General features: G+C 69.4%; 19 protein-coding genes. 8 read left to right on the top strand and 11 right to left on the bottom strand.

What is annotated here, in order from left to right; genetic code table 11:
- The 3 genes from PHN62_RS09130 to PHN62_RS09120 form a co-directional block, all read right to left on the bottom strand.
- Nucleotides 1-1149 (bottom strand): acyl-CoA dehydrogenase family protein, encoded by a 1149-nt coding sequence (locus PHN62_RS09130; protein WP_300149350.1) that lies wholly within the window; start codon nt 1147-1149, stop codon nt 1-3.
- Nucleotides 1150-1265: 116 nt separating this feature from the next.
- The gene (locus PHN62_RS09125; RefSeq protein ID WP_300149348.1) at nt 1266-2432 is read right to left on the bottom strand and encodes a YeeE/YedE family protein; all 1167 of its coding nucleotides are present in this window, start codon (nt 2430-2432) and stop codon (nt 1266-1268) included.
- Nucleotides 2433-2509: 77 nt separating this feature from the next.
- Complete coding sequence (locus PHN62_RS09120; RefSeq protein ID WP_300149346.1) at nt 2510-3460, bottom strand: sulfurtransferase; 951 nt, start codon at nt 3458-3460, stop codon at nt 2510-2512.
- Nucleotides 3461-3723: 263 nt separating this feature from the next.
- On the opposite strand from PHN62_RS09120, the gene PHN62_RS09115 reads away from it, so the two are divergent.
- Nucleotides 3724-4968, top strand: coding sequence for an MFS transporter (locus PHN62_RS09115; protein WP_300149344.1), 1245 nt, complete (start codon nt 3724-3726; stop codon nt 4966-4968).
- 105 nt (nt 4969-5073) lie between these two features.
- Here the strand turns inward: PHN62_RS09115 and phaR are convergent, their stop codons facing one another.
- Nucleotides 5074-5685 (bottom strand): polyhydroxyalkanoate synthesis repressor PhaR, encoded by a 612-nt coding sequence (phaR, locus tag PHN62_RS09110; RefSeq protein WP_300149341.1) that lies wholly within the window; start codon nt 5683-5685, stop codon nt 5074-5076.
- A gap of 189 nt (nt 5686-5874) precedes the next feature.
- On the opposite strand from phaR, the gene PHN62_RS09105 reads away from it, so the two are divergent.
- From PHN62_RS09105 to phbB, 3 genes are all read left to right on the top strand, one after another.
- A complete protein-coding gene (locus PHN62_RS09105) occupies nt 5875-7272 on the top strand; it encodes a hypothetical protein (RefSeq protein WP_300149338.1) in 1398 nt (465 codons plus the stop codon).
- Nucleotides 7273-7301: 29 nt separating this feature from the next.
- Complete coding sequence (locus tag PHN62_RS09100) at nt 7302-8477, top strand: acetyl-CoA C-acetyltransferase (protein ID WP_300149335.1); 1176 nt, start codon at nt 7302-7304, stop codon at nt 8475-8477.
- A gap of 70 nt (nt 8478-8547) precedes the next feature.
- Nucleotides 8548-9273, top strand: coding sequence for an acetoacetyl-CoA reductase (gene phbB / locus PHN62_RS09095; protein WP_300149332.1), 726 nt, complete (start codon nt 8548-8550; stop codon nt 9271-9273).
- Between the two features lie 123 nt (nt 9274-9396).
- Here phbB and PHN62_RS09090 read toward each other — a convergent pair whose 3' ends face one another.
- Both PHN62_RS09090 and PHN62_RS09085 read right to left on the bottom strand, forming a co-directional pair.
- On the bottom strand, nt 9397-9876 hold the full coding sequence (locus PHN62_RS09090; RefSeq protein WP_300149329.1) for an iron-sulfur cluster assembly scaffold protein: 480 nt from the start codon (nt 9874-9876) through the stop codon (nt 9397-9399).
- A gap of 73 nt (nt 9877-9949) precedes the next feature.
- A complete protein-coding gene (locus tag PHN62_RS09085; protein WP_300149327.1) occupies nt 9950-10396 on the bottom strand; it encodes a hypothetical protein in 447 nt (148 codons plus the stop codon).
- A 583-nt stretch (nt 10397-10979) separates the two neighbouring features.
- Between PHN62_RS09085 and hisI the strand changes: the two genes are divergently transcribed.
- From hisI to PHN62_RS09070, 3 genes are read left to right on the top strand one after another with little or no spacing between them, the layout of a single operon-like run.
- Nucleotides 10980-11345, top strand: coding sequence for a phosphoribosyl-AMP cyclohydrolase (hisI, locus tag PHN62_RS09080; RefSeq protein ID WP_300149326.1), 366 nt, complete (start codon nt 10980-10982; stop codon nt 11343-11345).
- A gap of 3 nt (nt 11346-11348) precedes the next feature.
- Nucleotides 11349-12341, top strand: coding sequence for an Ldh family oxidoreductase (locus PHN62_RS09075; RefSeq protein WP_300149323.1), 993 nt, complete (start codon nt 11349-11351; stop codon nt 12339-12341).
- Nucleotides 12338-12745 carry an ACT domain-containing protein gene (locus tag PHN62_RS09070; protein WP_300149321.1) on the top strand — a complete coding sequence of 136 codons (408 nt, stop codon included), beginning with the start codon at nt 12338-12340 and terminating at the stop codon, nt 12743-12745. Before PHN62_RS09075 ends, PHN62_RS09070 begins: the two co-directional genes overlap by 4 nt.
- 57 nt (nt 12746-12802) lie before the next feature.
- Here the strand turns inward: PHN62_RS09070 and PHN62_RS09065 are convergent, their stop codons facing one another.
- Nucleotides 12803-14008 (bottom strand): pyridoxal phosphate-dependent aminotransferase, encoded by a 1206-nt coding sequence (locus tag PHN62_RS09065; protein ID WP_300149318.1) that lies wholly within the window; start codon nt 14006-14008, stop codon nt 12803-12805.
- Between the two features lie 85 nt (nt 14009-14093).
- A complete protein-coding gene (locus PHN62_RS09060) occupies nt 14094-14684 on the bottom strand; it encodes a UbiX family flavin prenyltransferase (RefSeq protein WP_300149316.1) in 591 nt (196 codons plus the stop codon).
- Between the two features lie 138 nt (nt 14685-14822).
- Between PHN62_RS09060 and PHN62_RS09055 the strand changes: the two genes are divergently transcribed.
- Nucleotides 14823-14990, top strand: coding sequence for a DUF465 domain-containing protein (locus PHN62_RS09055; RefSeq protein ID WP_300149314.1), 168 nt, complete (start codon nt 14823-14825; stop codon nt 14988-14990).
- A 3-nt stretch (nt 14991-14993) separates the two neighbouring features.
- On the opposite strand, the gene PHN62_RS09050 is transcribed toward PHN62_RS09055, so the two are convergent.
- The 3 genes from PHN62_RS09050 to PHN62_RS09040 form a co-directional block, all read right to left on the bottom strand.
- Nucleotides 14994-15905: an EamA family transporter gene (locus tag PHN62_RS09050; protein ID WP_300149311.1), complete on the bottom strand. Its 912-nt coding sequence runs from the start codon at nt 15903-15905 to the stop codon at nt 14994-14996.
- Nucleotide 15906: 1 nt separating this feature from the next.
- On the bottom strand, nt 15907-16635 hold the full coding sequence (locus PHN62_RS09045; protein ID WP_300149309.1) for a gamma-glutamyl-gamma-aminobutyrate hydrolase family protein: 729 nt from the start codon (nt 16633-16635) through the stop codon (nt 15907-15909).
- A gap of 434 nt (nt 16636-17069) precedes the next feature.
- A partial coding sequence (locus PHN62_RS09040) for a DUF4175 family protein (protein ID WP_300149305.1) occupies nt 17070-18883 on the bottom strand: 1814 nt, incomplete at its 5' end.

Genomic DNA, 18883 nt, shown 5'->3' with positions numbered 1-18883 from the left:
TTACTGCTGTTCTTCGACGAGCGCCCGCGAGACGACCAGACGCATGATTTCATTGGCGCCTTCGAGGATGCGATGCACCCTCAGGTCGCGCAGGATCTTTTCAATTCCATATTCCGAAAGATAGCCGTAGCCGCCATGCATCTGGAGCGCGGAATCCACCACCTCGAAACAGGAATCGGTGATGAAGCGCTTGGCCATGGCGCAGAGCTTGGGCGCGTCGGGCGTTTTGGCGTCGAGCGCCGTGGCCGCGCGCCAGAGCATCATGCGCGAGGCCTCGACCTGGGTCGCCATGTCGGCCAGATCGAAACGGATGGTCGGCAGATCCAGCAGGGGCCCGCCGAAGGCCTTGCGGTCGCGCAGATAGGGGATGGTCAGATCCAGCGCCCTTTGCGCTCCGCCGAGCGAACAGGCCGCGATGTTGATCCGTCCGCCGTTGAGCCCCGCCATGGCGATGTTGAAGCCCCGCCCCTCCTGACCGAGCAGATTTTCGGCGGGAATGCGGACCTTGTCGAAATTCACGGTTCGGGTGGGCTGGGCGTTCCAGCCCATCTTCTTCTCGTTGGCGCCGAAGCTCAGGCCGGGGGCGTCGCCGGGCACGATGAAGGCGCTGATCCCTTTCGGCCCCTGCTCTCCGGTGCGGGCCATGACGACGTAGACCGCCGCCGATCCCGCGCCCGAGATGAACTGCTTCTGCCCGGTCAGCACATAGTCGTCGCCCTCGCGGACGGCCTTCGTCGAGAGCGCCGCCGCGTCGGATCCGGCGCCGGGCTCGGTGAGGCAGTAGCTCGCGAGATCCTGCATGGTCGCGAGCCTCGGGCACCATGCGGCGCGCTGGGCCTCGGAGCCATAGGCGTCGATCATCCAGCAGGACATGTTGTGGATCGAGATGTAGGCCGCGAGGGTCGGGCAACCCTTGGCCAGAGCCTCGAAGATCAGCGCGGCCTCCATGCGGCCGAGGCCGGTGCCGCCCACGTCGTCGCGGGTGTAGATCGCGCCGAGGCCCAGTTCGCCCGCCGCCGCCAGCACGTCGAGGGGGAAATGCTTCTCCGCGTCCCATTCGAGGGCCTTGGGGGCGATCTCCGCGAGGGCGAAGGCTTCGGCCATCTCGCGGATGGCGGCCTGCTCCTCGCTCAGGGTGAAGTCGATCATGGGCGCTCCTCCATCGCGTCTTTTCTTCTTTAGACGACGAACCGGAGCGCAAACCAAGGCGCATTTTCGAACAGAGCCTGACGAATCTCGCGCAGGCTCCGTTCATTTTCGCAGGGTCAGGCGGAGGCGCGCCTCCGGCCGCCCGTCCCGAGCCCGAGCCTCAAGCCCGCCCAGATCGCGAAGACCATCGCGAAGGTGAAGACCCAGCCCGAGACCGCTCCGGCCATCACGCCCGAAAGGGTGTTGCCGATGGTGCAGCCGAGTCCGGTCATGGCGCCCCAGCCGAGCAGAAGGCCGCCCGTCAGGCCGCGAAAGACCTGCGTTCCCGTCGGGAGCTTCGGCGCGAATTGCCCGCTCGCCAGAGCCGCCGCGAAGGCGCCGCCGACGATCCCCGCCACGAGCAGGGCGTTGGGCGTGCGCCAGAGCGCCTCCGTGATCACGGTGACGCAGCCGGCGAAGCCGTCCAGCCCGTCGAGGCGCTCGGGGATCCAGCCCCAGGCGTCTCCGAGGCCCCGCGCCCCGCTGCCGAGGGCCGCCGTCACGCCCAGAGGCCGCAGACGAAGGATCACCACGGCGGCTATGGCCCCGACGATCAGCCCGCCGACCCAGGCGGGCCAGCGCCCTTCGATCAGCCGCCGCGCCGCCTCGCCGAGACTCCGCGCCGGAGGCGGAGGCGCCTCCTTGCGGGGCCTCCAGATCAGCGCCGCGATGAGGAGGATCAGCGCCAGCTGCGCCAGAATCGCCCCGACATAGCCGAGCTTCTGCGGCAGCCAGAGAACCCGGGATTCCGCGATGGTCGCGGAATAGAGCGGATTCCACGTGTTGAAGCCGAGCAGGAATCCGCCCGCCGCGCCGATCAGGGCGAAAGGCGAAGTCGGCGAGCCCTCCCCGAGCCGATACCAATGGGCGCTGATGCAGGAGCCGGAGACCACCATCCCGAGGCCGAAGGCGAGTCCCGCCGCGACCAGAGCCCAGCTCACCGGACCGATATGGGCTTCCGGCGGCAGACGCCCCCCCTGCGGATCGGGCAGCCAGCCGCTGATCACCAGCAGCATCCCGAGAATCCCCACCGCCATGGCGAGCAGGATGGCCAGAAGCCCGCGCGGATCTCCGCCTTCGACATGATCGCGGGCGTGGCAATAGAAGCAGAAGCGCGCGCGTTGCAGCACGATTCCGAGAATCGTCCCGATCCCCAGCGCGAAGGCGAGGTTGCGTCCGCCCGGCGCGGCGCCCAGAGCCCGGACGCTCCAGGCCAGAAGGCCGAGGACCGCCAGAGACGCCAAGACGGGCCGCAGAAGCTTCCGCGGCCCGTCAGGCCCTCCGCGCGAGGCGGAGGGCGCATCCTTCGTCAGGGCTTCGATCACTTCGAGGCCCAGATGGTCCCCGAAGGATTGCTGATCGGCACGCCGACGGAATTGCCGTATTCGGTCCAGGAGCCGTCGTAATTGCGGGCGTCGTAGCCGAGGATCTTCGTCAGCGCGAACCAGGTGTGGCTGGAGCGCTCGCCGATGCGGCAATAGGTGATGATCGGCTTCGAGCCGTCGATTCCCGCCTCGGCGTAGAGCTCGCGCAGGGCCTCGGCGGATTTGAAGGTGCCGTCCTCGTTGACCGCCTTGACCCAGGGCACGTTGGCCGCGCCGGGGACATGGCCCGCCCGCACCGCCAGCTCCGCCGCGCCCGGAGGCGCGAAGATCTTGCCGGTGAATTCGTCGTTGGAGCGGATGTCCACCAGCTTGTCTTCGGCGCGGCCCTCGGCGACCTCCAGCACGTCGGCGAGACGGGCGCGCAGGCTCGGATCCGGATCCGTGACCTTGAAGCCCGTCGCCTCGTAGACCGGCGTGCGGTTGTCGAGGATGCGGCCCTCGGCCTCCCATTTCTTGCGGCCGCCGTCGAGCAGCTTGACGTCCTCCACGCCATAGAGGTCGAAGACCCAGGCGCCCCAGGCCGCGAACCAGTTGTTGTTGTCGCCATAGAGCACGATGGTGGTCTCGGGCGTGACGCCCGCCCTGGAGAGCAGGGTCTCGAAATCCGCCTGGCTCACCACGTCGCGGCGGACATGGTCGTTGAGATCCGCATGCCAGGAGAAGTTCACGGCGCCCGGAACATGGCCCTTCTCGTAGACGCCCGGATCGACGCTCACCTCGATGACGCGCAGATTCGGCGCGCCGAGGTTCCGTTCGAGCCATTCGGTGGTCACCAGCGCCCCGGAGGCGTCGGCGGCCCCGGCGACGAGGGCGGCGGGAGAAACGGAGGCCAGCCCGGTCAGGGCCAGAGCGGCGAAGGCGGCGCGGCGCCACGTCGTCGAGGTCATCATGGGCTCCATCATCGGAAATTCGGGGAGGAAGTGCTTGAAGCCAGGCTAGGCGCGTTCCGCGAGACGGAAAACCCGCCTTCTCCCGATAAGGAAATCCGGCTTCCGGAAAGGCGGCTCCGGCTCATCCGGAATGCTGGCGGAAATCCTGTGGCGCGGCTGGCGAGGGCGGTCTAAGCTTCTGCGGATTCCTCATGACGAGACGCCTCCAGCGACGCCGCAGCCGCCTCCGGGACGCCTCTTGTTCGAAAGGCCGCCTCCTCATGTCCGCCTCCGCTCCGCCCGTCTCCCGGGCCGCAGATCCGGCCGCGCCGATCTGGCCCGTCCTGCTCGCCGGTTCGGCGATCCTTCTGTTGTCCTTCGGCCTGCGCGCCGGATTCGGCGTGTTCCAGACGCCCATAGCCGAGGAGATGAACTGGCCGCGCGCGGAGTTCTCCTTCGCTCTGGCGATCCAGAATCTGGTGTGGGGTCTGGCGCAGCCGCTCTTCAGCATGGCCGCCGACCGCTACGGCGACCGCAAGGCCCTGACGGCGGGCGCGCTGTTCTATGCGCTGGGGCTCTGGGTCTCCTCCATGGCCCTGACGCCCGAAGGTCAGGCGCTGGGCGCGGGGCTTCTGGTGGGCATGGGCGTGGCGGGCACCGGCTTCGGCGTGGTGCTGGCGGTGGTGGGGCGCATCGCGCCGCCCGAGAAGCGCAGCCAGATCCTCGGACTCGTCACGGCGGCGGGTTCGCTGGGACAGGTGATCGTGCCGCCTCTGGCGGAATGGCTCCAGCGCCTCACCGACTGGCGCGCCACTCTGGCGGTCTTCGCGGGGCTGGCCCTGCTCATGCTCCTGCTGACGCCCTTCGTGAAGGGGCCGCCCAGGGCCGCCAGCGCCCGGGAGGAGCCCATGGGCCAGGTCCTCGGCCGCGCCTTCCGCGATCCGACCTACTGGCTGCTGTTTCTCGGCTTCTTCTCCTGCGGCTATCAGCTGGCCTTCATCACGGCGCATTTCCCGGCCTTCGTGACCGAGGTCTGCGGCTCGGCGGCTCTGGGGGCTCAGGCCATCGCGGTGATCGGCGTGATGAACGTGGTGGGGACCATCGTCGCGGGGAGGCTCGGGGCGAAATACAGCAAGAAATACCTGCTCGCCGGAATCTACGCCGCGCGCACCGTCATCGGGGCCTGGTTCATCATGACTCCCATGACCCCCACCACCGTGCTGATCTTCAGCGCCCTGATGGGCTCGCTCTGGCTGGCGACCGTGCCGCTGACATCAGGCATCGTGGCCGATCTCTACGGGCTGAAATACATGGGCACGCTCTACGGCGTGATCTTCCTGAGCCATCAGCTCGGGGGCTTCATGGGCGTCTGGCTGGGCGGCGCCTTCTACGACGCCTACGGCTCCTACACGCTGGTGTGGTGGGTGGGGGTCGGCGTGGGGGCCCTTTCGGCGCTGGTCCATCTGCCGGTGCGCGAAACGCCGCCGCCGGATCGGGGCGGCCGGGGCGGGCTCGCCCCCGCCTGATCCGGCGCCCGGAACGGACAAGGGGCGGCTCCAGGCCCGGAGCCGCCCCTTCTTCATGTCCTTCTCCGGCTTCCTGCGCCGATGCGCCGCCGGAGCGTCGGGGGCTCAGCCGCCCTTCTTCTCGGTGGCGATGGCCGCGAGGGCGGCCGCCATGGCCTCGACCTGAGCGCGCAGCTCCTCGATCTCCGAGCGCGAGGCCTCGCGCTTCTCGGCGGAGGGCGGCGGCGCGATGGAGGGCGCGCCCGGTCCGCCCATCATGCTGAAGGGGGCGAACATGCTCATGGTCTTCTGATACCAGTCCATGTTCTGGCGGGCGAGGTTCTGCATCGCCTGGAGGCCCTTTTCGGGGCTGAAGGCGCGGGTCATCTGCGAGCGGACCTGATCCTGATTATGCGTGAAGCTGTTGAGGCTCATTTCAAGATAGGCGGGCAGGAAGCCCTGGAGGCTGTCGCCGTAGAACCGGATGAGCTGGCGCAGGAAATTGATGGGCAGCAGGTTCTCGCCCTTGGCCTCTTCGTCGAAGATGATCTGGGCGAGCACGGAGCGGGTGATGTCGTCGCCGGTCTTGGCGTCGTAGACGACGAAGTCCACGCCCTCCTTGACCATGCCCGACAGAGTCTCCAAGGTCACATAGCTGCTGGCGGCGGTGTTGTAGAGCCGCCGGTTCGCATATTTCTTGATGGTGATCGGCTCGGACTTGGATGCGGCGGTTGACACGGCGGAGTTGCCCTTCTTGAACGGAGAACGCGAAGAGGCGCCCTGAAGCGGGATCCGGCGCGGGGGCGTTCGTGCGGGCGTTCGGCGGCGCGAAAACTATCTGCGAATCTCGCATTTGCGAGAGAAAATTGCAACAGGAAATCCCGATCCGCGCGACAGGGGCGCGGCGGCCGCAAGGATGGGAACGTCGTGACTCAAGGGGATTCCGCGCTGCGCGCCGCTCCGCCTGCCCGCGCTCCTCCCTTCGGGAGCGCCCCGGACGGCGAGGCGCCTTCGCGTCCGCCGCATGAGCTTCCCCCTCCCCTGCCGCCGGGCCGGGATCGGCGCGGCTGGCCCATCCCCATCGCGCTGGCTCTGCTCGGCCCCTTCCTCGCGCTGCGCGCCGAGGCCTGCGCCGATCCCTCGAAGGCGCCCCAGCGGCTCAAGACCCTGCTCGACGAGGCGGCGGCGGTGCTGGCGGGGGTCGAGGCCTATCAGCGCCATCCCCTGCCGCCGCGCCGTCTGGATCGGCCCGTCCTCTGGAGCGCGGGCGGCGCGCGGCTGCTGGATTACGGCGGAGAAGGCCCGGTCCTGGTGGTGGCGCCCTCTCTGGTGAACCGCGCGACGGTTCTGGACCTGCTCGACGAACGCAGCTTCATGGCGGGCATGGCCCGTTCGGGCCTGAGGGCGCTGCTGCTCGACTGGGGCGAGCCCTCGGCGGAGGACCTCGGGCTCGGGCTGGAGGGCTACGCCCGCGAGCGTCTGGCGCCGGCGCTGCGGGCGGCGGCGCGGATCGGCGGCGAGCCTCCGGCGCTGATGGGCTATTGCATGGCGGGAGCGCTCTGCGTCGGCGCGCTGTCGCTGGAGCCGGGGCTGGCGCGGCGCTTCGCGGCGACGGCGGCGCCCTGGGACTTCCGGCACATGCCCGGCCTGGAGGGGCTGAGGCGGAGGTCCGCCGAGATCTCGGCGGGGCTGGAGGCGGCGGCGGCGGTCTTCGGCGCGGCGCCGGGCGAGGCGCTCCAGACGCTCTTCGCGCTGCGCGACCCCTGGACGGCGGCCCGCAAGTTCCGCGACTTCGCCGCCCTCGACCTCTCCGGCTTCGAGGCGCGGCTCTTCGTGGCGCTGGAGGACTGGGCCAACGACGGCGTGCCTCTGGCGCCCCGCGTGGCGCGCGAGGCCTTCCAGGACTGGTTCCTGCGCAACAAGCCGAGCCGGGGGCTCTGGCGTCTGGGTCCCGACCGCGTGGATCCGCGCCGCTACGACCGCCCCGTGCTGATCGCCTCGGGGACGCGGGACGCCGTCGCGCCCCCGGCGGCCACGCGCCCCCTGCTGGAGGCCCTGCCCCGCGCCCGGCTGCTGGAGGCGAACGCCGGGCATGTCGGCCTGATCGTCGGCGGCGGGGCCGCGGAGAAGCTCTGGGGGCCTCTGGCGGCCTTTTTCGCAGAGCGTACGGGCGAGGATCGGGCCGCTCCCCCCCCGGGAGGCGACCCCGCGAAAAGGGAGTCCCGGCGCCAGAAACCCCCTTGCGGCTCCAGACGCCCTGACGCAGTATCCGCCCAGGCGAACGCAATTATCTTGCGCTCTTCAGGCGTGCTCCGGCGTTCCTGAAATGCGCCACCCTTGAGGGAGAAAGCTCAATGACGGAAGTGGTCATCGTCGGCGCGGCGCGCACGCCTGTCGGCAGCTTCGGCGGCGCCTTGTCGAGCCTGCCCGCGCACAAGCTCGGAGAGATCGCGGTCAAGGCGGCGCTCGAGCGCGCGCAGGTCAGCCCGGCCGATGTGGACGAAGTCATTCTCGGCCAGATCCTCACCACCGGACAGGGCCAGAATCCGGCGCGTCAGGCTTCGGTCAACGCCGGTCTGCCCGTCGAGACGCCCGCCTGGGGCATCAACCAGCTCTGCGGCTCGGGGCTCCGCGCCGTGGCGCTCGGCTACCAGCACATCCTGACCGGCGACGACGACATCGTGGTCGCGGGCGGCCAGGAGAGCATGAGCCAGGCCCAGCACGCCGCCTATCTGCGCAACGGCGTCAAGATGGGCGAGATGAAGCTCCTCGACACCATGCTCCGCGACGGCCTGCTGGACGCCTTCCAGGGCTACCACATGGGCACGACCGCCGAGAACATCGCCAAGAAGTTCCAGATCGGCCGCGCCGAGCAGGACGAATTCGCCCTGAAGAGCCAGCAGAAGGCCTCCGCGGCCCAGAAGGCCGGCAAGTTCAAGGACGAGATCGCGCCGGTCGTCATCCCCGGCAAGAAGGGCGACGTCACCATCGCCGACGACGAATACATCCGTCACGACGCCTCGCCGGAGAGCATGGCCAAGCTGCGCCCCGCCTTCGACAAGGAAGGCACCGTCACGGCGGCCAACGCCTCGGGCGTCAACGACGGCGCCGCCGTCGTGGTGATGATGTCCAAGGAAGAAGCCGCCAAGCGCGGTCTGAAGCCTCTGGCCACGATCCGCAGCTGGGCCACCACCGGCGTGGATCCGGCGATCATGGGCGTCGGCCCGATCACCGCCTCGCTCAAGGCTCTGGAGCGCGCCGGATGGAAGCATGAGGACCTCGACCTCATCGAGGCCAACGAGGCCTTCGCGGCCCAGGCCATCGCCGTCAACAAGGAGCTCGGCTGGGACACCAGCAAGGTCAACGTGAACGGCGGCGCCATCGCCATCGGCCACCCGATCGGCGCCTCGGGCGCGCGCATCCTCGTCTCGCTGCTCCACGAGATGCAGCGCCGCGACGCCAAGAAGGGCCTCGCGACGCTCTGCATCGGCGGCGGCATGGGCGTGGCGCTCTGCGTCGAGCGCGAGTGACCTTTCGACCTGCGGGGGCGGCCGAAGCCGCCTCCGCCAGATCTTCATAATTTCTGGGGAGGGACTGCACATGGCGAGAACGGCTCTTGTCACGGGCGGCACGCGCGGAATCGGCGCGGCCATCGCGAAGAAGCTCAAGGCGGACGGCTATACGGTCGCCGTGAACTACGGCGGCAACGACGAGGCCGCCCAGAAGTTCACCGCCGAAACCGGCATCAAGGCCTACAAGTGGGACGTCAGCGACTTCGACGCCTGCGCCGCCGGAATCGCGCAGGTCGAGGCCGATCTCGGCCCGGTCGAGGTGCTGGTGAACAACGCGGGCATCACCCGCGACGGCTTCTTCCACAAGATGACCAGGGATCAGTGGTCGGCGGTGATCCGCACCAATCTGGACAGCCTGTTCAACATGACCCGCCCCGTCTGGGAGGGCATGCGCAACCGCGGCTTCGGCCGCATCGTGGTGATCTCCTCGGTCAACGGCCAGAAGGGCCAGGCCGGACAGGTCAACTACTCCGCCGCCAAGTCGGGCGACATCGGCTTCGTGAAGGCTCTGGCGCAGGAAGGCGCCTCCAAGGGCATCACGATCAACGCCGTCTGCCCCGGCTACATCGGCACCGAGATGGTCCGCGCCATCGACGAGAAGGTGCTCAAGGAGCGCATCATTCCGCAGATCCCCGCGGGCCGCCTCGGCGAGCCCGAGGAGATCGCCCGCGCGGTGGCCTTCCTCGTCTCCGACGACGCCGGCTTCGTCACCGGCTCGACGCTCTCCGCCAACGGCGGCCAGTACATGATCTGATCGCCGCGCGGCGCCTCGCGAGGGGCGCCGGACGGGGTCCGCGGGAATCCCGCCGAGACCCGAGCCTCCGGAACGTTCGCCTGAAACGGGGGCTTCAGGACCGCAGGATTCAAGGACCGATCTTCACGCGCCGCTCCCGGCCTCCGGGGGCGGCGTCGTTTCTTGCGCGGCGGCGGCGGCTTCGGCGGCGGCCTCGAAGGCGAGCAGGATCGAGGCGTGGCGATTGGCGTAGCCCCGCGCGGCGGTCAGCACTTCGAGATCATGGAAGGGGCCTTCGGGCGGCGGCGCGCCCTGCTTGAGCATGGCCTTGAGGGCGTCGCGGGCGGCGGCGAGCTCTTCGGGGCTGCGGCCGAGGATCCCGCCGCCGAGGATCGCCGAGGAGGCCTGTCCGAGGGCGCAGGCTCTGGGCTCCTGGGCGAAGGCGGCCACGCGCCCGTCGGGTCCGAGGGAGAGGTCCACGGTGGTCGTCGAGCCGCAGAGCGGCGCGCGACGGCTCACGCTGGCTTGCGGCGCCTCCAGACGCCCCAGATGCGGAATGGCGGCGGTCAGCGCGAGGATGCGCTTCGAGTAGAGCGCCATGAGGTCGGCGGAGAGGTCGGACATGAAGAGCCCCTTGTCTTGAGGGCTCAGGATAAGCGCCTCTCCCCCCGATTCCCAGAGGGCGGATCGCCGGAGGTCAGGCCCGCTTCAGGGTCAGGCGTCCGAGATCCCGAACCCCGATCTTCTGCGCCTCCGTCTCCCAGACGGCGGCGGCGGTCCAGAGCGTCCGGCCTTCCGCCGAGAGCACGCGCAGCGTCAGGCGATGGCGCGCCCCCGCCGGAGCGTTGTGGGGGATCTCCAGGGCGAAGCCGCCCTCGGCGTCGAAATCGGCGAGGGTCAGGCGGCGCTCATGGACGAGGCGCGGCGCCTGCCAGGCGTCGAGGATCTCCACGCGGGCCGCCGCCATCCAGCCGCCGCCGACTCCGCCGGGGAGCGCGGGCTCCAGAGCGGCGCGCAGACGGAGGGACTCCTCGCGGGATTCCTCCAGAGGCGCGGAAGCGGCCTCGGCGCGCTCGGCAGGGGGCGCGAAGGAGGCCAGAGGGCCAAGAAGCAGCAGGGTCAGGAAACGGAACGAAAAACGCATGGCGGAGCCCTCGGAGTCTTGGGAGGCCTGGGGAGAGAACGCGAAAACGAAGGAGACGATCCGGCTGGCTTGTGGTCTGATCGGCCTTTCCGGCTGGTCGGATCCTGCAAAGATAGGGCCGCGCCGCGCCGGAGGAAACCCCGGGGCAGGCTGAAAATTCGCCCCTCTCTCATAAATTTGAGCAATGTTCATGGATCATCGCCCCGGTTCCGCCCGAATTCGCCTTTAGGGGGCGCCCCGGATCGGGAAGGGCGGCGTCCCGATCCGGCGATCCGGCCTGGCGCAGGCGACGCGCTGGACGGGAGCGTCTTCCGGCCAGATTCGGGGCGTTCAAAGGCCTCTCCCTTTTGTCCGGCCGCATGTTCGCGACGCGAGGCCGTTCCGGCTTCGCTGGAAAATCTTCCCATCGTCTGGTCGCATTTTCGCGACGCGAAGCCGTTCCGGCTTCGCTGGAAAATCTTCCCATCGTCTGGTCGCATTTTCGCGACGCGAAGCCGTTCCGGCTTCGCTGGAAAATGCTCTAAGCATCTGGCGGCCGCGATTCGCGGCGCTCGACTTCCGCATCCCTCCAGGAGCCGCCGCCATGCCCTCCCCCTTCGACCCGGCCTCGCTGACCTACGACTCGCGCGGCCTGATCCCCGCCGTCGCGCAGGACCACGTCAGCGGCGAACTGCTCATGTTGGCCTGGATGAACGCCGCCTCCGTCGCCGAGACGCTGCGCACGGGGCGCGTGGTCTACTGGTCGCGGTCGCGGGGGGCCTTCTGGCGCAAGGGCGACGACTCCGGCCATATCCAGGAGCTGGTCGAGATGCGCCTCGACTGCGACCGCGACGCGCTGTTGCTCCTCGTGCGCCAGACCGGCCCCGCCTGCCACACCAATCGCCGCAGTTGCTTCTATACGGCGGTGCGCGACGGCGCCGAAGTCGAAATCCTCCAGCCGGAGTCCTGAGCCATGACGCGCCTCAGCCTCGCCGCCGCCGAGGACCTCGGCTCCCGGGCCTTGCGGGCGAACCGCGTCGGCGCGCTTCAGGCCCGCTCGACGGCCCGGGCTCTGGTCGCCGCCGACGCCGATGGTCTGGAGACTCACGGCGTGGCCCGCGTGCCCGCCTACGCCGCTCAGGCGCGGGTCGGCAAGGTGGAGGGCTTCGCCGAACCGAAGCTCGAACGCCTGCGCCCCGGCCTGATCCGCATCGACGCCGGACATGGCTACGCCTTTCCTGCGCTGGATCTCGCGGTGGAGGCCCTGCCGGAGATCGCCCGAACCCAGGGGATCGCGGCGGCCTACATCGCCCGCTCGCATCATTTCGGGCAGGGCGGACGTCCTTGCGAACAACTCGCGGAGCAGGGTTTTTGCGCCTTGCTCTTCGGCAATGCGGGCAAATCCATCGCGCCCTGGGGCGGGAGAAAGCCTCTGCTCGGGACGAATCCGATCTGCTTCGCGGCGCCCCTGCCCGAGGGCGCGCCTCTGGTGATCGACATGGCGGTCTCGCGGGTGGCGCGGGGCAAGGTGATCCTCGCGGCCAGGCGCGGCGAGAGCATCCCTGACAATTGGGCCTTCGATCCCGAAGGCCGCCCCACCACCGACGCCAGGGCCGCCCTCGCCGGGACCATGGCCCCCATGGGCGAGGCCAAGGGCGCGGCTCTGGCGCTGATGGTGGAGGTTCTGGCGGCGGGTCTGGTGGGCTCCAGCCTGGGCGCCTTCTCCTCGGGCGTGGTGAGCGCCGAGGGCGGGCCTCCGGATCTCGGACAGACGCTGATCGCCGTGGATGCGGCGGCCTCGCCCGCCTTCCCCGAGCGCATGGCGGAGCTCGCGGCGCTCTACGCCGAAGACGGCGCCCGCATGCCGGGGACTCGCCGCCTCGCGGCCCGCGCCGAGGCCGCCCGCGACGGACTCGACCTCCCTGAGGAGCTGGTCGCCGAGCTTGAAGCTCTGGCGGCTTCATGAGCGGCCCCGTCCTCCGTGAGGCCCGCGCCATGATCGCGGGCCTGAACCCGAAGCTTCAGCCCGGCGCTTACGTGTTTTGCGCCCCGCCTGAGGCTCTGACGGGGGCCTGCGCGGCGGCGGCTCTGGCGAGTTTCCGCGAACCGGAGGGGCCGTCCTTCCTGCTGCCCGCCGCAACCGCCGAGGCTCTGGGCCTGGAGGCCTCGCCGCCCATGGGCTGGATCATCCTGAAGGTCTTCAGCTCCCTGGAGGGCGTCGGCCTGACGGCGGCGGTCGCTCAGGCTCTGGCGGCGCGGGGAATCCCCTGCAACATGGTCGCGGCCTTGCGCCATGACCATGTCTTCACGCCGCTGGATCGGGCCGAAGAGGCTCTGAAGATCCTCCGCGCCCTGCAAGCGGAAGCCTGAACACGGAAAACGCCCCCGGTCTCCCGGAGGCGTTTCCATCTTGAATCGTCAAAGGGCTTATTTCAGCGCGGCGCAGAAGCGCTGGATCCGCGAGCAGGCGTCTTCGAGCGCGGCGTCCGAGGTGGCGTAGGAGATGCGGAAGAAGGGCGAAAGCCCGAAGGCCGCGCCCTGCACCACCGCGACGCCTTCGCTCTCCAGCAGCTCGGTGACGAAATCCTCGTCGGTTTCGATCTTCCGGCCCGAAGGCGCGGTCTTGCCGATGCAGCCCGCGATGGAGGGATAGACGTAGAAGGCGCCTTCCGGCGTGGGGCAATGGATCCCCGCCGCCTGGTTCAGCATGCTCACCACCAGATCGCGGCGGCGCTGGAACACCTCGCGGGACATGGGAATGTAGTCCTGCGGCCCGTTGAGCGCCTCCACGGCGGCCCACTGGCTGATCGAGGAGGGATTCGACGTCGATTGCGACTGGATCTTGGCGATGGCCTTGATCACCATCTCGGGGCCCGCCGCATAGCCGATGCGCCATCCGGTCATGGCGTAGGCCTTCGAGACGCCGTTGACGGTCAGGGTGCGGTCATAGAGCTTCGGCTCGACCTCGGCGGGGGTGCAGAACTCGTAGGGCGCGAAGGCGAGATGCTCGTACATGTCGTCGGTCATCACCCAGACATGGGGGAAGTCCAGCAGCACGTCGGTGAGCGCCTTCAGCTCCGCGCGGGTGTAGCCGGCGCCGGTCGGGTTCGAGGGCGAGTTGAAGATCAGCCATTTGGTCTTGGGGGTGATCGCGCCGCGCAGCGCCTCGGCGGTGAGCTTGAAGCCGGTCTCCATGCCCGCCTCGACCACCACCGGAGAGCCCCCCGCCAGCAGAACCATGTCCGGATAGCTGACCCAGTAGGGCGCGGGGATGAGCACCTCGTCGCCGGGGTTCAGCGTCGCCATGAGGGCGTTGTAGAGCACCTGCTTGCCGCCCGTGCCGACCGTCACTTGGGAAGGCTTGTAGTCGAGGCCGTTCTCGCGCTTGAACTTCGCGCAGATGGCCTTCTTGAGGTCGGGGATTCCGTCGACGGCGGTGTATTTCGTCTTGCCCGACTGAATCGCCGCGATGGCGGCCTGCTTGATGTTGTCGGGCGTGTCGAAATCGGGCTCTCCGGCGCCGAGGCCGATCACGTCCTTGCCCGCCGCTTTGAGCTCCGCCGCCTTGTTGGTCACGGCGATGGTCGGCGAGGGCTTCACGCGGCTCAGGGACTCGGCGATGAAGGAGGACATATCCTTAAGACTCCGCTCGGGATCATTGACGGCTTTCTTTACGCCGCGTCCTCCGCCGCGACAAGCCAGACTCGCTGTCCTGTCTTCAGTCCTTCGGCGAAGCCTCGGGGGGCGCCTCGCCCCAGCGCCGCACCTCGGGGGAATCGAGCCCGAAGAGGTCCAGAGCCCGCCCCACCGTCTGGGCCACCATCTCGTCGAGGGTCCTGATCCCCGCATAGAAGGCCGGGACCGGCGGCATGATCACCGCGCCGTTCTCGGTGGCCTGGAGCATCATCTTCAGATGCCCCGCATGAAGCGGCGTCTCGCGGACCAGCATGACCAGGGGGCGGCGCTCCTTGAGCGTCACGTCGGCGGCGCGCGCGAGCAGCCCGGTGGTCAGGCCCGTGGCGATCTCCGCCAGGCTGCGCATCGAGCAGGGCGCCACCAGCATCCCCAGCGTCCGGAAGGAGCCCGAGGCGATGGAGGCCGCCAGATTCCGCGGCGAATGGACATGATCCGCCAGGCCCTTCCAGTCGCCGGGCCTGAAGCCCAGTTCATGAGCCGCCGTCAGGGCGCCGCCCTCCGAGACCACGAGATGGGTCTCCACCCCCAGAGCGCGCAGCATCTCCAGCGCCTTCACGCCGTAGACGCTGCCCGAGGCGCCCGAAACCCCCACGACCAGCCGTCGCGCGCTCATGGGCGCCGCCCGGCGCGGATCGGATCAATTCTCCGCATCATCCGCCCCCAGACCTTAGGATGTAGTCGGCGGACCATCGACAAGCCTGCGTCATCATGCTGTAATCTCCGGACCTGCCACAAAGAGGAGGACGACTCGATGAGCCTTGCGAATCATGTCAAGGAGCTTGAGAAGAAGCACAAGGCGCTGGAGGACGCCATTTCCGCCGCCGTGAACCGTCCCGCCGCCGACGACCTCGAAATCCAGAGCATGAAGCGCGAAAAGCTGCGCCTCAAAGAGGAGATCGCCCGCTACGCGCAGGCCTGACCTTCATTTCCGCGCATGACGACCGGCGCGGCTCGCGAGAACCGCGCCGATCACGATCAGGCCGCAGGCCGCCGCCGAAGACCAGCGCGGCGCGACGAAGCCGCCCAGAGTCAGGGCCGCCGTTGAGAGCGCGGGCGTCAGATAGGACAAGGCGCCGAGCGTCTGCAGATCGCCCTTCTTCACCCCGTAGTCCCAGAGGAAGAAGGCCGCGCCCATCGGCCCGAGCGCCAGGAGCATGAAGAAGCCCCAGGCTTGAGCATCAGCGGGCCAGACCGTCGCCGCTTCGAAGAGCAGGTGGCAGAAGGTCGCCAGAATCCCCGCCACGAGGCAGAAGGCCGCCACCGCCGCCGTCGAGGTCGCGCCATGGCGCCGCGAGAGCACCGAATAGCTCGACCAGATCAGCGCCGCCGCCAGAGCCCCCGCATAACCGGCGAGATGCTCCGGCGCGATCTCCAGATGGAAGCCCGATTCGGCGAGGACCGCCGTCGCCGCGCCCGCCAGCCCCAGCAGAGCCCCCACCAGAACCATCGGCCGCAGAGGCTCGCCGGTGGAGAACCCCGCCATCAGCACGATCAGCAGCGGCCAGAGATAGTTCAGCAGACTCGCCGCCACCGGCGGCGCATGCCCGAGCGCGAAGAAATAGCTCGCGTGATAGCCGAAGAGCCCGCCCACTCCGATGGCCCAGGCCCGGGGCGTCTGGGTGAAGACCCGCTTCAGCGAAACGCCCTTCGAGGCCAGCCAGGCCAGCCCGAGGGCTCCGCCGAGAATCATGCAGAAGGCCGTCCGCTGGAAGGGGGGCATGGCCCCCGAGCCGAGCGTCAGCAGCACCAGCAGCGCCCAGAGGACCACCGCGCCGAAGCCGACCAGAGTGCCGCGCGCCGTCGCATCCGGCGCTTCGTCCGTGCGCAGGGCCATGTCAGGCCGCCTGCGCGCGACGGCGCGTCAGGGCGTCGAGGGCGCGCCGGGCGAAGTCGAGGGCGTCGAGGCTTCCGCCGAGCGAGGCCAGCGCCTGAGCGCGCTGCGCCTCGGTGAGGCTCTCGCGATTGCGGATCAGGGCGCCTTCATAGGCGTCGTCGAATTCGGGATGGGCCTGGATCGAGATCGCCAGAGGCGATTCGGCGCCGCCATAGGCGAGGATCGCGTTGGGACAGAACTCGGAGCCCGCCAGAACCTCGGCTTCGGCGGGAGTCCGGACCACCTGATCCTGATGCACGGCGTTGAAGCGCAGCGAATCGCGCGCGCCTTCGAGCCAGCCGGGCTTGCGGGTCAGGGCGTAGTCCTGCGCGCCGATGCCCCAGCCGCGTTCGGACTTCACCACCTCGCCGCCCAGAGCCTCCGCGAGGATCTGATGTCCGAAGCAGACGCCCAGAATCGGCCGCTCGGCGGCGTAGGCCGCCCGCAGGAAGGCCTTGAGCGGCTCCATCCAGGGGAGCTTGTCGTAGACCCCGTGACGCGAGCCCGTGACCAGCCAGAGGTCGGCCTCTTCGGGGGCGGCGGGGATCTCGCCATGGACCGTCCGCCAGACCTGGAACTCCAGCGCGGGGTCCACCTGGCGGAAGAGGCGCATGAACATCTCGGGATATTCGCCGTGCTCGACGGCGAGGGCGGGATTCACCTCGCCCGTCTGCAAAACGCCCATCTTCATGGCGTGGCTCCTGAAACGGCCTGCGGCGCGCGATCGGCGCCCGGGCCGGAGACAAGACGAAAACCGGAACCAAAAAAAAGGCCGCCTGATGGCGGCCCGAGTCTAGGGAGGAAACGCCCAGGAAGGGCGGTGGTCAGCGACCACGAGGAAAATCTATGTTTGCGTTGCACAAAACGCAAGAGGTTTTTTCCTGCGACTTTAGGAGGATTTCCCCGGAGACACGGGACTGAGGCCGGAAAGCCACATAAACCTTCGTAAATTCGGGAAGAGAATAACATTATTGCTCAAACCCATGATGAAAAGGTGGCGGAAAAACCCGGTCCTCTGCGCTCCGCCCGCCCTTTTGCAGTGCAACATATCCTGAGCCGCCCATCCGCCGGACCCGCAGGTTCGGCTTCGGGAAACCGCGCGGATCCGGGGCCTCGGCGGACGACTCAGAAGGGGCGCTGAAGACGGTTGAGATAATCCAGCTCCTCCAGACGGCGCTCGCGCTCGCTGGAGCGGCGGCGGATCTCGCGCTGGACCTCCAGAGCGCGGTTGCTGGCGCGCTCCTCGGGCAGCTCGACGCCCTCGCCGTCGTTGGACCCGAGGGCCCGGCGCGGACGCCCGAAGGGATCGCTCGATTCGCCCCCCGCCGACTCGCCCTCGCCGCCCGGACGCGCGGCCCGGCGCTGCTCGGCCAGACGGCGCGCCCCGTCGCGCAGAGCCTCCAGAGCGTCGGACTGGGCGTCGAGCGCGCCGCGGGAATCTCCGTCGCGCAAGGCCTGCTCGGCGCGCTCCATGGCTTCGCGGGCGCGATCCAGCGGCGCGGCGCGTTCGGCGTCGCCCTCGCCGAGATCGCCGAGTTCGCCCAGGCCCTGGCGCAGCTCGCCCTGACGCTCCGCGAGGCCGCCCTGACCCGGCGATCCCTGACCGCCCTGGCCCCGGCCGCCCTGCTGTCGGCCGCCCTGTCCCTGCTGACCCTGACCCTGTTGTCCCTGACCTTGCTGTCCTTGCTGGCCCTGCCCCTGCTGACCCTGGCCTTGCTGGCCCCGGCCCTGCTGGAAGGTTTCGTCGGCGAGCTCCTGCTGACGGCGCATCATCTCCTGGAGGGCCTCGGCCTGAGGATCGCCGCCCTGCCCCTCGCCTTCGCCGCCCGAGCCGCCCGCCTGCATCTGGGGCCGCAGGTTCTCGAGCATCTCGGCCAGCATGTCGAGCATCTGCTGCGCGTCGCCGCGGGCGCCGTCGCGGGCGGTCTGCTCCATCTGGCGAAGCATGCGCTCCAGCTGCTCGCGGGTGGTCTCTCCGCCGCCGCCGCCCTGTTGCTGCTGCTGGCGGAAGGCCTCGGGATTCTGCTGGGCCATCTGGCTCAAGGCGTCGAGATATTCGTTCATCGCCTGGCGCATCTCTTCGGTCAGGCGGGCGATCTCCTCGTCGGAGGCGCCGCGCTCCAGAGCCTCCTCAAGGCGGCGCCTGGCGGCCTGAAGGGCGTCCCAGGCGTTGGAGAGGCCTCCCTCCTCCAGCCGCAGCGCGGATTTCCACAGCAGGCTCAGGATCTCCGGACGCGCCTGGAGGGCGGTCCCCTCCTCCACGCCGCGCGTGAGGCCGTGCAGCGCCACCGAAGCCGCCAGATAGGCCGTGGGGTCGGTGAAGTAGTCGCCGGGCTCGTCCATGGCGGCTTCGAGCAGATCCTGAGCCCGCGCGCCATACTCGAAATCCTGCGCGAAGCCCCGACGCTGCTCCACGATGGCCTTGGCCATGGGCTCGGAGAAGATGCGCTCCGGCAGCTTGAAGCGGACCGCCGGGCTCGCGCCGAGGTTTCCGGCGTCGTCCTCGGCGTAGGCGACGGCCTCGACCTCCAGCCCGACCAGCGGATGTTCGGTCAGATCCGTTTCGCCGACGCGCAGGTCGCGGTCCTTGCGGTCGGGCTCCAGATCGACGCGCGGCAGCTCCTCCGCTGCGACCGCCCGGGGACCGGGCGCCTCCACGGCGCGAAGCTCCACCCAGGAGCGGGCCACGCCGTAATCGTCGGTCGCCTTGACGCGGAAGGTCAGGGCCTGACGGCGCCCGTCGCGGGGAGTCTCGGCGAATTCGACCACGGGCGCCGCGTCGGGAATGACCACGAACTCCCAGGAGCCGAGCTCCTCGCCCTGATGCCGCGCCGAAGCGGGGCCGGAAGCCAGAATCTCCGCCTTGAGCGCGAAGACGCCGGGGCCGTCTTCGGCGAAGACCTCCGCCGAGCCGGGAAGCTCGCCCACAGGCGCCTCGG

Source organism: Neomegalonema sp., assembly GCF_028688855.1.
Taxonomy (GTDB): Bacteria; Pseudomonadota; Alphaproteobacteria; order Rhodobacterales; family Rhodobacteraceae; genus Neomegalonema.
Note: the sequence above shows the minus strand (reverse complement) of the source record. Positions and strands in the feature narration are given on the sequence as shown.

Coding starts and splice junctions, on each gene's coding strand:
- PHN62_RS09130 (WP_300149350.1), bottom strand. CDS start 1,149: ATGATCGACTTCACCCTGAGCGAGGAGCAGGCCGCCATCCGCGAGATG.
- PHN62_RS09120 (WP_300149346.1), bottom strand. CDS start 3,460: ATGACCTCGACGACGTGGCGCCGCGCCGCCTTCGCCGCTCTGGCCCTG.
- PHN62_RS09115 (WP_300149344.1), top strand. CDS start 3,724: ATGTCCGCCTCCGCTCCGCCCGTCTCCCGGGCCGCAGATCCGGCCGCG.
- PHN62_RS09100 (WP_300149335.1), top strand. CDS start 7,302: ATGACGGAAGTGGTCATCGTCGGCGCGGCGCGCACGCCTGTCGGCAGC.
- phbB (WP_300149332.1), top strand. CDS start 8,548: ATGGCGAGAACGGCTCTTGTCACGGGCGGCACGCGCGGAATCGGCGCG.
- PHN62_RS09090 (WP_300149329.1), bottom strand. CDS start 9,876: ATGTCCGACCTCTCCGCCGACCTCATGGCGCTCTACTCGAAGCGCATC.
- PHN62_RS09085 (WP_300149327.1), bottom strand. CDS start 10,396: ATGCGTTTTTCGTTCCGTTTCCTGACCCTGCTGCTTCTTGGCCCTCTG.
- hisI (WP_300149326.1), top strand. CDS start 10,980: ATGCCCTCCCCCTTCGACCCGGCCTCGCTGACCTACGACTCGCGCGGC.
- PHN62_RS09075 (WP_300149323.1), top strand. CDS start 11,349: ATGACGCGCCTCAGCCTCGCCGCCGCCGAGGACCTCGGCTCCCGGGCC.
- PHN62_RS09070 (WP_300149321.1), top strand. CDS start 12,338: ATGAGCGGCCCCGTCCTCCGTGAGGCCCGCGCCATGATCGCGGGCCTG.
- PHN62_RS09065 (WP_300149318.1), bottom strand. CDS start 14,008: ATGTCCTCCTTCATCGCCGAGTCCCTGAGCCGCGTGAAGCCCTCGCCG.
- PHN62_RS09060 (WP_300149316.1), bottom strand. CDS start 14,684: ATGAGCGCGCGACGGCTGGTCGTGGGGGTTTCGGGCGCCTCGGGCAGC.
- PHN62_RS09055 (WP_300149314.1), top strand. CDS start 14,823: ATGAGCCTTGCGAATCATGTCAAGGAGCTTGAGAAGAAGCACAAGGCG.
- PHN62_RS09050 (WP_300149311.1), bottom strand. CDS start 15,905: ATGGCCCTGCGCACGGACGAAGCGCCGGATGCGACGGCGCGCGGCACT.
- PHN62_RS09045 (WP_300149309.1), bottom strand. CDS start 16,635: ATGAAGATGGGCGTTTTGCAGACGGGCGAGGTGAATCCCGCCCTCGCC.